The 11,840-nt window shown below is 63.5% G+C and carries 11 protein-coding genes and 1 pseudogene; 5 read left to right on the top strand and 7 right to left on the bottom strand.

The window, feature by feature from the left end:
- A pseudogene (locus tag G3N58_RS27610) lies at positions 1-117 on the top strand (IS5/IS1182 family transposase); the annotation flags it as partial.
- Positions 118-170: 53 nt separating this feature from the next.
- Here the strand turns inward: G3N58_RS27610 and G3N58_RS27605 are convergent.
- Together G3N58_RS27605 and G3N58_RS27600 are read right to left on the bottom strand one after the other, a co-directional pair.
- On the bottom strand, positions 171-1,886 hold the full coding sequence (locus G3N58_RS27605; protein ID WP_206000797.1) for a GMC family oxidoreductase N-terminal domain-containing protein: 1,716 nt from the start codon (positions 1,884-1,886) through the stop codon (positions 171-173).
- Positions 1,887-1,935: 49 nt separating this feature from the next.
- A complete protein-coding gene (locus G3N58_RS27600) occupies positions 1,936-3,486 on the bottom strand; it encodes a CoA-acylating methylmalonate-semialdehyde dehydrogenase (RefSeq protein ID WP_206000796.1) in 1,551 nt (516 codons plus the stop codon).
- A gap of 173 nt (positions 3,487-3,659) precedes the next feature.
- On the opposite strand from G3N58_RS27600, the gene G3N58_RS27595 reads away from it, so the two are divergent.
- Both G3N58_RS27595 and G3N58_RS27590 read left to right on the top strand, forming a co-directional pair.
- Entirely contained in the window at positions 3,660-4,559 is a 900-nt protein-coding gene (locus tag G3N58_RS27595; protein ID WP_205988627.1) for a LysR family transcriptional regulator, read from the top strand.
- Between the two features lie 414 nt (positions 4,560-4,973).
- Positions 4,974-5,501 carry a class IV adenylate cyclase gene (locus tag G3N58_RS27590; RefSeq protein ID WP_167049087.1) on the top strand — a complete coding sequence of 176 codons (528 nt, stop codon included), beginning with the start codon at positions 4,974-4,976 and terminating at the stop codon, positions 5,499-5,501.
- Positions 5,502-5,619: 118 nt separating this feature from the next.
- Here G3N58_RS27590 and G3N58_RS27585 read toward each other — a convergent pair whose 3' ends face one another.
- A complete protein-coding gene (locus G3N58_RS27585) occupies positions 5,620-6,111 on the bottom strand; it encodes an Lrp/AsnC family transcriptional regulator (RefSeq protein ID WP_167049089.1) in 492 nt (163 codons plus the stop codon).
- Positions 6,112-6,391: 280 nt separating this feature from the next.
- A complete protein-coding gene (locus G3N58_RS27580; RefSeq protein WP_167049090.1) occupies positions 6,392-6,616 on the bottom strand; it encodes a DUF3717 domain-containing protein in 225 nt (74 codons plus the stop codon).
- A gap of 149 nt (positions 6,617-6,765) precedes the next feature.
- Here G3N58_RS27580 and G3N58_RS27575 point away from each other — a divergent pair, with 149 nt between their 5' ends.
- Together G3N58_RS27575 and G3N58_RS27570 are read left to right on the top strand one after the other, a co-directional pair.
- Positions 6,766-7,452 carry a response regulator transcription factor gene (locus G3N58_RS27575; protein WP_167049092.1) on the top strand — a complete coding sequence of 229 codons (687 nt, stop codon included), beginning with the start codon at positions 6,766-6,768 and terminating at the stop codon, positions 7,450-7,452.
- A 143-nt stretch (positions 7,453-7,595) separates the two neighbouring features.
- A complete protein-coding gene (locus tag G3N58_RS27570) occupies positions 7,596-9,101 on the top strand; it encodes a sensor histidine kinase (protein ID WP_167284411.1) in 1,506 nt (501 codons plus the stop codon).
- 58 nt (positions 9,102-9,159) lie between these two features.
- Here the strand turns inward: G3N58_RS27570 and G3N58_RS27565 are convergent, their stop codons facing one another.
- The 3 genes from G3N58_RS27565 to G3N58_RS27555 form a co-directional block, all read right to left on the bottom strand.
- Positions 9,160-9,693: an SET domain-containing protein-lysine N-methyltransferase gene (locus tag G3N58_RS27565; protein ID WP_167284412.1), complete on the bottom strand. Its 534-nt coding sequence runs from the start codon at positions 9,691-9,693 to the stop codon at positions 9,160-9,162.
- 208 nt (positions 9,694-9,901) lie between these two features.
- Positions 9,902-11,014, bottom strand: coding sequence for an NADH:flavin oxidoreductase/NADH oxidase (locus G3N58_RS27560; protein ID WP_167049098.1), 1,113 nt, complete (start codon positions 11,012-11,014; stop codon positions 9,902-9,904).
- 71 nt (positions 11,015-11,085) lie between these two features.
- Complete coding sequence (locus tag G3N58_RS27555; RefSeq protein WP_206000795.1) at positions 11,086-11,799, bottom strand: glutamine amidotransferase; 714 nt, start codon at positions 11,797-11,799, stop codon at positions 11,086-11,088.
- Positions 11,800-11,840: the final 41 nt, after the last annotated feature.

Below are 11,840 nucleotides of genomic sequence, written 5' to 3'. Positions count from 1 at the left end.
CACAACTTTCGACGACTGCGCATCCGCTTCGAACGCCTTGCGTTTATCCACGAAGCCTTCATGAAAATCGCCTGCTGCATCATCTGTTGGCGAAAACTGAAGAACTCATTTTGTTAACGCCTGTTAGTGAAAGTGGACCGAGCGGTCGCCGTGCGCAAGCGACACGTCCATCACAGCGCCGACAGAGGCGCAGACATGCTGTTTTGCGCGGACATGCTGCCGCTTGCGTGTGCGCGGCGATCTTCGCGAATCATCGCACTCGCGCGCTCGGCGATCATCAGCGTCGGCGAATTCGTGTTGCCCGACGTGATGTTCGGCATCACCGACGCATCGACGACACGCAAGCCCTCGACGCCGATAACCCGCAGGCGGTTGTCGACGACCGCGGCGGGATCGTCGCTCGTGCCCATACGGCAGGTGCCGACCGGATGGAAGATCGTCGTGCCGACCGCGCCCGCGGCCTGCTGCAACTCGGCTTCGCTTTGATACTGGATGCCCGGCAGAATCTCCTGCGGCCGATAGCGCGCAAGCGCGGGCGCCGCGGCGATGCGGCGCGTGAGACGCAATGCGTTCGCGGCGACGTGGCGGTCGTAATCGGTGGAGAGATAGTTCGGCGCGATCAACGGCGGCGCCGATGCATCGGCCGATCCAATATGGATACTGCCGCGCGACGTGGGACGCAATTGGCACACCGACGCCGTAAATGCATTGAAGCGATGCAGCGGCTCGCCGAAGCGATCGAGCGAAAGCGGCTGCACGTGGTACTCGAGATCGGGGCGTGTGAGCGAACGATCGTCGGGATCGGACCTGGCGAACGCACCGAGTTGCGACGGCGACATCGACATCGGCCCGCTTTGGAACAACGCGTACTGCATGCCGATCATGAGCTTGCCCCACCAGTGCGCGGTCATCGTGTTGAGCGTGCGCACGCCTTCGACTTTATAAGCCATGCGCAACTGCAAATGATCCTGCAGATTTTCACCGACCCCGCGCAGATCGTGAACGACTTCGATGCCGAGCTTCTGAAGACGCGCGCCATCGCCGACGCCGGACAGTTCGAGCAGTTGCGGCGAGTTGACCGCGCCCGCGGCAAGAATGACTTCGCAACGCGCCCGGGCGAGATAGTCGACCTCGCCGCCACGATATTCGACGCCCGTGCAGCGGCGTCCCTCGAACACGACCCGCTGCGTATGCGCGCCGGTCATGACCGTGAGATTCGGCCGCTTCATGGCGGGCCGCAGAAACGCCTTCGACGCATTCCAGCGAATGCCGCGCTTCTGGTTGACGTCGAAATAGCCGACACCGGTGTTGTCGCCGCGATTGAAGTCGTCCGTTGCGGGAATGCCGGTTTGCTGCGCGGCTTGCGCGAACTCTTCGAGAATCTGCCACTTCAGGCGCTGCTTTTCGACGCGCCACGGGCCACCCGCGCCGTGCGATTCGTTGGCGCCGCCGTGGTGATCTTCGCTGCGTTTGAAGACCGGCAGCACTGCATCCCACGACCACGAACGGTCGTTGGTCACGCGCGCCCACTCGTCGTAGTCCTCGCGCTGGCCGCGCATATAGATCATGCCGTTGATCGACGAACTGCCGCCCAACACGCGCCCGCGCGGATACGACAGCGCGCGGCCATTGAGTCCCGCTTCCGCCTGCGTCTTGTAGAGCCAGTCCGTGCGCGGATTGCCGATGCAATACAGGTAGCCGACCGGCACGTGAATCCAGTGGTAATCGTCCTTGCCGCCCGCTTCGAGCAGCAGCACGCTGACGTCAGGATCTCCGGTGAGCCGGTTCGCCAGCACGCAGCCCGCAGTGCCGGCGCCGACAATGATGTAGTCGAATTCGCCTTCGAGCCGCCGCGAGGCCGTGGACGTACTTTCGCTATGACTCATCATTCAGTCTCCTAAGCATTTTTATGTTCATTTTTATGCTTACGACAGACTACTTCGCGACCGGCATCGTGAATTCAGCGCCCTTCGCGATGCTGTCGGGCCAGCGCTGCATGATGCTCTTATAGCGCGTATAGAAGCGCACGCCCTCTTCGCCATACGCGTGATGATCGCCGAACAGCGACTTCTTCCAGCCGCCGAACGAATGCCAGGCCATCGGCACCGGAATCGGCACGTTGATGCCCACCATGCCGATCTCGATCTGCCGCGAGAACGCGCGCGCAATGCCGCCATCGGACGTAAACAGCGACACGCCGTTCGCGAACTGGTTGGCGTTGATCAGTTTGACTGCGGAGGCGAAGTCCGGCACGCGCACCACGCACAGCACCGGCCCGAAAATTTCCTCGCGATAGATCTTCATCTCGGTCGTCACGTCGTCGAATAGCGTGCCGCCGAGGAAGAAGCCGTTCTCGTGGCCCGCCACCTGATGACCGCGCCCATCGACGACGAGCTTCGCGCCCGCTGCCACGCCGGCGTCGATATAGCCGGCCACCTTGTCGCGATGCGCGCCGGTCACGAGCGGCCCCATCTCAGCAGCCGCTTCCATGCCGTTGAGGATCTTCAGGCTCTTCACGCGCGGCGTCAGACGCTCGATCAGTTCATCGGCGATATGGCCCACCGCGACCGCCACCGAAATCGCCATGCAGCGCTCGCCCGCCGAACCGTACGCAGCGCCGATCAACGCATCGACGGCTTGATCGAGATCGGCGTCGGGCATCACGACGAGGTGGTTCTTCGCACCGCCCAACGCCTGCACGCGCTTGCCGTACTTCGTGCCTTCCGTGTAGATGTATTCGGCGATCGGCGTCGAGCCGACGAACGACAGCGCGCTCACTTCGGGATGCACGAGCAACGCATCGACCGCGACCTTGTCGCCATGCACGACGTTGAACACGCCGTCCGGCAGACCCGCTTCCTTCAGCAGTTCGGCAAGCCGGATCGAGGCCGACGGATCGCGTTCGGACGGCTTCAGCACGAAGGTGTTGCCGCACGCGATCGCAACCGGGAACATCCAGCTCGGCACCATCATCGGGAAATTGAACGGCGTGATGCCGGCGACCACACCGAGCGGCTGACGCAGATTCCAGTTGTCGATACCACCGCCGATCTGGTCGGTGAAGTCGGTCTTCAGCAGATTCGGAATGCCGCACGCGAATTCGACGATCTCGATGCCGCGCATCACCTCGCCCTTCGCATCGGAAAACACCTTGCCGTGTTCGCGCGTAATCAACTCGGCGAGTTCATCGTGGTGACGGTCGAGCAATTCCTTGAACCTGAACAGCACACGCGCCCGTTTGATCGGCGCGGTTTCGCTCCACGCGGGGAAAGCGGCTTTGGCGGCGGCGACCGCCGCATCCACCTCGGCGACGCTCGCGAGCGGCACGCGGGCACTCACGCTGCCGAGCGCCGGATTGAAGACATCGCCGAAACGGCCGCTCGTGCCGTCCACCGCCCGGCCGTTGATGAAATGGCCCAGCACGCGGGCGCCGGCCGCGCCGCGCACGGTCCCGTCCTGCGCGGTTTGTACATATGTCTCGCTCATCTCTTTCCTCTTCCTGTGGTGTTCCGGTGATGTCGTTTAGCCCGGCGTGGATAACGCGCGTGGCGCATGCAGCGCCTCTGCGAGCGTGCTGAACGCCAAGCGTACGGCGCTTTGGCGAGACAAATCCAATGAATATTGCTCAAATGAGCTATAAGCCGCGCTAATATCAGGCTATGGATCTGACTCTGCTCCGGGCCTTCGTCACCGTCGCACGCGAGGGCAATCTCACGCGCGCCGCAGTGCAACTGCATCTGACCCAACCCGCCGTCAGCCTGCAAATCAAGCACCTGCAGGAGGCGCTCGGCGTGACGCTGTTCACGCGGACCTCGCACGGACTAACGCTCACGCGCGACGGCCAGGCGCTGCTGCCGCATGCCGAACGCGCACTTGGAGCCGCCGCCGACGTGCAACGCGCCGCGCAGTCGCTGCGCCAGGAAGTGCGCGGACGTCTGCGCATCGGCACGATTCTCGACCCCGAATTCCTGCGCCTCGGCGGCTTTCTGAAGCAGCTCGTCGAAACCTGGCCGCGGATCGAAACCGCGCTGCGCCACGGCATGTCGGGCTGGGTGCTCGAACAGATTCGCGCGGGCGAGCTGGACGTCGGCTATTACATCGGCCTGCCGTCCGACGACGAGCCGCGCGACGGCCCCGCGTGTCACGCGGTGACGCTCACGCATTTCCAGTACCGCGTGCTCGCGCCGGCCGGCTGGAAAGACCGCGTGAAGGGCGCGCGCGACTGGCGCTCGCTCGCCGCGCTGCCGTGGATCTGGACGCCGCCCGCGTCGGCGCACAACCGCCTGTTGTCGCGCTGCTTCGGCGAGGCCGGCGTGAAGCCGCTCAAGGTGGCCGAAGTGGACCAGGAGCCGTCGATGCTCGATCTCGTCAAGTCGGGCGTCGGCCTCACGCTGGCGCGCGACGCGACCGCGATTGCCGAAGCCCATGCGCACGCGCTGACGATCGTCGAGGGAATCACCGTGCCGACCCAGCTCAGCTTCATCACGCTCGACGAGCGCAAGGACGAACCGGCGATTGCGGCCGCGCTGAAGCTGATCGAGCAGCAGTGGGCAAATTGAATTTCGCAGCTAAAACGGCCTGAACGGCCCGAGGTTCGCGCCCGCGAGGTTGCGTGGCGCCGATCCGGCATTGCGCGAGCACTTCGCCATCCCTCGCGATATGAGGCGCGCTAATGCCATAAGGGATGCAGCAAGCGGCGTAACCGGCGAAAAGACGGAAAACACGTCGGTGCAAAATGCGCCACATCACGGTCATGTCGACCTGTCTCGACCGCCACGCCGCTGCCCTACTTTGCTTGCGGGCTGAAACCATACCGTCACACAGTTTTTGCTAGATTGAACGTTTGTGCCTGCTCACCCGCCTCATACAATTTCCCGTTCCGCCCGACTTCGTTTTTCCCGGCGGCTTCTCTGCGGCAACCACGGCAACCCGGGGAAGCCGCCGGCCATTCCATCCATCGACAGGAGCCTGACATGGCACGCAACATCGAAATCAAAGCCCGCGCCCAGCATTTCGAGCAACTGCGCGAGCGCGCCGCGCAACTCGCGACAGAGGCTCCGCTGATCTTCCGCCAGCAGGATTTTTTCTACGACGTGCCGCGCGGCCGCCTGAAGCTGCGCCAGTTCGACGACGGCACGCCGGCCGAGCTGATCTTCTATCAGCGTGACGACCGCGACGGCCCGAAGGCCTCGTACTACACGCGCAGTCCCGTGACGAACCCCGAAGCGATGCATGCATTGCTCGCGACCGCGCTGACCACGCGCGGCATCGTCACGAAGGAACGGCATGTGTATCTGAGCGGGCGCACGCGGATTCACCTGGACCGCGTCGACGGTCTCGGCGATTTCATCGAACTCGAAGTGGTGCTCGCGCAGGACGACGACGAGGAAAGCGGTCACGCCGAAGCGCAGGAGATGTTCAGAAGCCTCGGCGTAGCGGAAGCGGATCTGGTGCCGGTCGCCTACGTCGATCTGCTGAACGACGCGGAACAGGCTGCATAAGTTTCCAGCGATGTCATGGGCCGCAGCGTGCCACGCGTCGCGGCCCGCCCGGGTATCGCTCCTCCGACGGCAAGCGAGGCGAAACGGCCGCGAACTTACCACCGCCCCTTCCACATCATCAAACCGCGGCCGCTCCCGGCGCCAGATGCCCGAGCGGTAACGGCCCATTGCGCTTGAACGTGGTCAGCACGATGTTCGAGCGCACGCTGTCGACACCGGGCACGCGCATGAGCTTCTTCATCACGAACGTCGACAGGTAGTTCAGGTCCGGTGCAACGATGCGCAGCAGATAATCGGCATCCCCAACCACCGCATGACATTCGAGCACTTCCGGCAGCGCGTCGATCTGCTGCTGAAACTGCTCGATGATCGAATCGCCGTGGTGCTTCAGTTTGAGGCTCGTAAACGCGGTGACGCCGAGCCCGAGTTTTTCCGGACGCAGCACGACGCGGTAGCCGTCGACGACGCCCACCTGCTCCAGCCGCTGCAAACGCCGCCCGATCTGCGACGGCGACAGCGGCACCTGCTCGGCCAGTTGCTGATGCGTAGCCCGCCCAAAGCGCTGCAATACGTCCAGCAGCGCGAGATCGAAGTGATCGAGTTCCAGCATGTGAATATTCCGCATTGAATCGTTATTTAACGCGAAATTATTGCATATTTATACAAAATAACGACAGTTTCGTGCCATTTAGATGCACCGCCCGCTCTACATTCGCACCCGTCTTTTTCACGCGGATCGCGATGCAATTCGAGTCGCCGCGTTTATCAAAGGTATTACCGCGCAATACAAAAAATTCGCGGTGTCTCACGCACGTTTATACGCCGCGCATCAAACAATCGGATCGAAATGAAAGGACAATGCAGGCTATCCCCTGGTCAAACCTTCAGTTCTACAGGCTATTATTAAGTCGAACGTAAGATTCCCATGCCTGCTTTGCAATCGGGTCGAAACGATCCAGTGATAGCGACTGCTGACGCTGTACAATCAGCAGCGCATACGGCTTGGAGAGCGCGCTTGCCTCCTTGCACAGAACGAGTTCGTCGCCGCTTGAAGGCGAGCGGGCACGCCAGAAGTTGATCGCGGCTTCCAGTTCGTGAATGGTGATCTCGGACATGACTTCGTGATGGCTAGCAAGGCGTTCCAAGGCGGCTCGGCAGCTGCTTCGCGGCGCGCTTTCCGCCGCTTCGCACGCTGCCTGTGCAGCAGGCGCCCCGGCGAACCGCTTGCCCAAACGCCTAAACCCATTGTACTTGAGCGAAATCCATGCGACTCCTTCTGATTGAAGATGACCGTCCCATCGCACGCGGCATCCAAAGCAGTCTCGAACAAGCCGGTTTCACCGTCGACATGGTCCATGACGGCATCTTCGCCGAACAGGCCCTCACGCAAAACCGCCACGAACTCGTGATCCTCGATCTCGGTCTGCCGGGCATCGACGGCATGACGCTGCTCGCGCGTTTCCGCCAGAGCAATCGCCATACGCCGGTCATCATCCTCACCGCGCGCGACGAGCTGAACGACCGCGTGCAAGGTCTCAATTCCGGCGCCGACGACTACATGCTGAAGCCGTTCGAACCCGCCGAGCTCGAAGCACGCATTCGCGCGGTGATGCGCCGCAGCGGTCCGCACGGCGACATGCCGCGTCCGGAAGTGTCGCTCGGCGGCGTGCGCCTGTCGGGCGTCGATCGCCGCATCTTCAACGACGACAAGCCGCTCGAACTGTCGCCGCGCGAATTCGCGGTGCTCGAAATGCTGCTGCTGCGTCATGGCCGCGTGGTCAGCAAGGCGCAATTGCAGGATCACCTCACGCACTTCGGCGGCGATCTCGGCGACACCGCGATCGAAGTCTACGTGCACCGGGTGCGCAAGAAACTCGAGAACTGCCGTGTCGAAATCGTCACCGTGCGTGGCTTCGGCTACCTGTTGCAGGAAATCCGCCAGGCGGCATAATCGTCGTACGGGCCGCGCATTGCGTCGCGGCCCGACGGCGCCGGACCGGTGCGGCACACACCTCGTGCCGGGTGTGCGGCCTGCCGGCCTCCGGAACATTTCAGGGCGCCTCGCGCCGTTGTCCCTACCCCGCGCGTACGACCATGCCCCAGCCGGCCGCTAATAGTCTGCGCCGCACGCTGCTGCGGCGCCTCGCTGCTCCCCTTTCGCTGCTCGCGCTGATGAGCGGCCTGATCGCTTACTGGCTGGCCTGGCAGTACACGCAGCATGTCGTCGACCGCTCGCTCGCCGACCTCGCCACCGCGATCTCCAAACAGATCCAGATTGCCGGACCCGAAGCGCCGATCACGGTGCCGCCGCTCGCGCAGGCGATGTTCTCCGATCCGGTCGAGCATCTCGTCTACCGGATCAGCAACGGCGACACCGAAATCGCCGGCGACAGTAATCTGCCGCTGCAAGGCATCAACGTGCGCCGTATGCACTATGCGTATGTATTCGAAACCCAGCATGAAGGCGTGACGGTACGGGTCGCGCAAGTGCGGGTCGACCAGCCGAAGGGCAATCCGATCATCATCGAAGTCGGTCAGGCCGTGCATCACCGGTTCCGCATTGCCGCCGAGTTTCTGGTCGCGATCATGATGCCGCTACTGTTGCTGCTGCTGGCCGGCTGGGTCATCGTCTGGCGCGTCGTCAATCAGCAGCTCAATCCGCTCACCGCCCTCGCCGATTCGCTGAACCGGCAGACGCACACGTCGCTCGAACCGGTCGACGAAACCTATGTGCCCGTCGAAATCCGTCCGCTTACCGGCGCACTGAACGCGCTGCTCGACCGCCTGAAAACCGCGCTCGACGCGCAGCGCAAATTCATCGCCGACGCCGCGCATCAGCTGCGCACGCCGCTCACCGCCGTGAAGCTGCATGCGGAACAGGCGGCGGTCGCGCGCGATCCGCAGCAGACGCTCGCCGCCGTACGAGAGTTGCGCGCCGCGGCCGACCGCGCGGTGCGGCTGTCGAATCAGTTGCTGTCGCTCGCGCGGGCCGAGCCGGGCGAACAGGCGGCACGCTTCGTCAATGTCGATATGGCCGCGCTCGCGTTCGACACAGGTGCGGAATGGGTGCCGCGCGCGCTTGCCGTGCAGGTCGACCTCGGCTTCCAGCGTCTCGACGATCCCTCGAACGATCATCCGCTGACGGCGCGCGGCAACCCGGTGCTGCTGCATGAAGTGATCGCGAATCTGCTCGATAACGCGCTGAAGTACGTGCCGCCGTCGCGCATCGATGGCGCTCGTATCACCGTGACCGTTTCGCAGACGCTGATCGACGAGCTGCGCATGGCGGAGATCGTCGTCGAAGACAATGGGCCGGGCGTGCCCCGCGCGCAGCAGGCCGATCTGTTCAAGCGGTTTTTCCGCGGCGACGGCCAGAGCGAAGCCGGCGTGGATAGCGGCGCGGGCCTGGGTCTGGCGATCGTCCACGACATCATGGTGCTGCATCACGGCAGCGTGCATTACGAGGACGCACCCGAAGGCGGCGCACGTTTCATCGTGCGGGTGCCACTGATGCGCGCCGAGGTGCCTGCCGGCGTCGCGGACGCCGACGCGCGGCGCGTGGCGAAAAAAACGGCGCCCTCGGCGCCGGTGGATATCTGACTATCCGACAGCAGCAGGACGTGAACGCCCGGTTCGACCGAGGCGCTCACGCCTTGCCTCATTTCTTCTTCGATTTCTTCGTCGTCTTGCCGGACTTGCCGGACTTGCCTGGCTTGTCGGCCTTGGCACCGCCGCTCTTGCCCTTCGCCGGCGGCGCCAGCATCGTGCCGCGGCACTTGCGCGCGCCGCAACGGCATTCGTATTCCTTCTTGAGCTTTTTCGTCTGACGCGCGTCGATCACGAGCCCGTAGTCGTAAAAGACTTCCTCGCCTTCCGCGATATCGCGCAGCGCATGCACGTACACGTGACCGTCGATTTCCTCGGCCTCGCAGTTCGGCGCGCACGAGTGATTGATCCAGCGCGCGCTATTGCCGTTCACCTTGCCGTCGATCACCTTGCCGTTGTCCAGCGCGAAGTAGAACGTATGATTCGGCTCAGCCGGATTGTGCGGATGACGGCGCAGCGCTTCTTTCCAGGAGATCCGCTCGCCCTTGTATTCGATAAGCCGCTCGCCGGCCGCAATCGGTTCGAGTGCAAACACGCCCTTGCCGTGCACACCCGAACGGCGCACGGCGATCCTGCGTGAATTCATTGAATGAATCCTTGTGAAGAACTGGGATGAAGTCCGGCAATCGTCAGAGACACGTTTTGCACGCAGCTTTTCTGACGCGGATAGCAAACGCGGCGCCCTGCGAGCGCCGCGTCGACTTGCGACGCCGAAGCGCCACAACCGGCATCCTACACGCTGACTGCAGCTTCGTTCAACCGTCGCCGGCGCGTTCGTTTCAAGCTGCACTACGTTAGCGTTGACCGAACGATATGTCGCCGAACAGGGCCTTCTGATCGCGCGGTTGCGAACGCCAGTACTGCGGCGGCGCATCGACCGTAGCGCCGAGTTGCGCGGCGGCATGCCACGGCCAGCGCGGGTTGTACAGCAGACCGCGAGCGATGGCGATCAGGTCGGCGTCGCCCGCTTCGATCAGTTGCTCGGCATGCAGCGGATCGGTGATGAGCCCGACGCCGATCGTCGCAAGACCGGTCGCATGCCGGACGGCCTTCGCGAACGGAATCTGATAACCGGGTTCGAGCGGAATCCTCTGCAATGGCGACACGCCGCCCGATGACACATCGATCCAGTCGCAGCCGCGCTTTTGCAGTTCGTGCGCAAAGGCGATCGTGTCTTCGAGCGTCCAGCCGCCTTCGACCCAGTCGGTTGCCGACACGCGCACGCCAACGGGTTTGTCGGCCGGGAATGCGGCGCGCACGATGTCGAAGATTTCGAGCGGGAAACGCATGCGGTTTTCGAGCGAGCCGCCGTATTCGTCGCTGCGCTGATTGGCGACCGGCGAGAGGAACTGATGCAGCAGATAACCATGCGCCGCATGCACTTCGAGTGCGTCGATGCCGAGGCGCGCGGCACGCCGCGCGGAAGCCGCAAAGGCTTCGCGAATCCGCCTCAGACCGCCGACGTCGAGTGCCAGCGGCGGCTCTTCACCGGCCTTGTGCGGCAACGCCGACGGCGCATGCGGCAGCCAGCCGCCTTGCGACACCGGAATCAGTTGACCGCCGTCCCACGGCACATGGCTCGACGCCTTGCGGCCCGCATGCGACAGCTGCATCGTCACGCTGATGGACGAATGCTTGCGAATCGCGGCCAGCACCGGCACCAGCGCTTCTTCGGTTGCGTCGTCCCACAAGCCGAGATCGCCGGGCGTGATGCGGCCATCGGGTTCGACCGCGGTCGCTTCGATGCACAGCATCGCCGCGCCGGACAAGGCGAGACTGCCGAGGTGGATCATGTGCCATGCGGTCGCTTCGCCGCGTTCGGCGGAGTACTGGCACATCGGGGAAACAACGATACGGTTGGGAAGCGTCACGCTACGCAGCGTGAGCGGAGAGAAAAGCGCGCTCATGGATTTGCCCAGTGAAAACCCGAGAGCAACCGAGCATAGCACCGCAAGCGGTTTACTGCATGAATCTGGGCTCAGGCTTGGGTTTCGACCTGATCGAGCCATTCGCCGAACATGCGGCAGGCGGCGGCTTCGAGGGCCGGGCCAAATTGCGCGGTATCGGCACGCAACTGGCGCGCATCGATGCCATGCCCGATCAGTTCGCCCGCATTGCCGATCAGCCATGGTTCGAAGCGATCGCTGCGGATTTCCGGATGACATTGCAAACCCAGCACGTGATCGCCCCAGGCGAACGCCTGGTTTTCGCAGGCGGGTGTCGAAGCAAGACGCGTCGCGTTGGCGGGCAGATCGAAGGTATCGCCATGCCAATGCAGCATCGACGTCTGCGCGCCATCCAGATGACGCAGCGGCGAAGCGCGGCCGGCGTCGGTCAACGTGAGCGGCGTCCAGCCGAGTTCGGTATGGCCTGCGGGATAAACGCGCGCACCGAGCGCACGCGCGATCAGTTGCGCGCCGAGACAGATGCCGAGCGTCGGCAGACCGGCCGCGATGCGCTTTTCGATCATCGCGAGCAGCGGCACGAGTGTGGGATAAAGCGCGTCGCCGGTTGCGCTGATCGGGCCGCCGAGCACGACCATCAACGAAGCGGAGACGGGATTCGGCGCCTCGATACGGGCAAGTCCCACGTCGAGATAACGGACCGGACGCCCACGCTCGCCGAGCACCAGCTCGAGACTGCCCAGATCCTCGAAGTGCACATGACGAATGGCCAGTACTTCGCGATTCATCGCCCTGTCCCACCTTCAGGTTAACTAACGACTTGCCGTGC

It is taken from the genome of Paraburkholderia sp. Ac-20342 (genome assembly GCF_017104985.1).
In the GTDB taxonomy this organism is placed as follows: Bacteria; Pseudomonadota; Gammaproteobacteria; order Burkholderiales; family Burkholderiaceae; genus Paraburkholderia.
This window is presented reverse-complemented; position numbering and strand designations above follow the sequence as displayed.

Bases quoted from the DNA above. Each gene is read 5' to 3' on its own strand.
- G3N58_RS27605 (WP_206000797.1), bottom strand. From the start codon at position 1,886: ATGAGTCATAGCGAAAGTACGTCCACGGCCTCGCGGCGGCTCGAAGGC.
- G3N58_RS27600 (WP_206000796.1), bottom strand. From the start codon at position 3,486: ATGAGCGAGACATATGTACAAACCGCGCAGGACGGGACCGTGCGCGGC.
- G3N58_RS27595 (WP_205988627.1), top strand. From the start codon at position 3,660: ATGGATCTGACTCTGCTCCGGGCCTTCGTCACCGTCGCACGCGAGGGC.
- G3N58_RS27590 (WP_167049087.1), top strand. From the start codon at position 4,974: ATGGCACGCAACATCGAAATCAAAGCCCGCGCCCAGCATTTCGAGCAA.
- G3N58_RS27585 (WP_167049089.1), bottom strand. From the start codon at position 6,111: ATGCTGGAACTCGATCACTTCGATCTCGCGCTGCTGGACGTATTGCAG.
- G3N58_RS27580 (WP_167049090.1), bottom strand. From the start codon at position 6,616: ATGTCCGAGATCACCATTCACGAACTGGAAGCCGCGATCAACTTCTGG.
- G3N58_RS27575 (WP_167049092.1), top strand. From the start codon at position 6,766: ATGCGACTCCTTCTGATTGAAGATGACCGTCCCATCGCACGCGGCATC.
- G3N58_RS27570 (WP_167284411.1), top strand. From the start codon at position 7,596: ATGCCCCAGCCGGCCGCTAATAGTCTGCGCCGCACGCTGCTGCGGCGC.
- G3N58_RS27565 (WP_167284412.1), bottom strand. From the start codon at position 9,693: ATGAATTCACGCAGGATCGCCGTGCGCCGTTCGGGTGTGCACGGCAAG.
- G3N58_RS27560 (WP_167049098.1), bottom strand. From the start codon at position 11,014: ATGAGCGCGCTTTTCTCTCCGCTCACGCTGCGTAGCGTGACGCTTCCC.
- G3N58_RS27555 (WP_206000795.1), bottom strand. From the start codon at position 11,799: ATGAATCGCGAAGTACTGGCCATTCGTCATGTGCACTTCGAGGATCTG.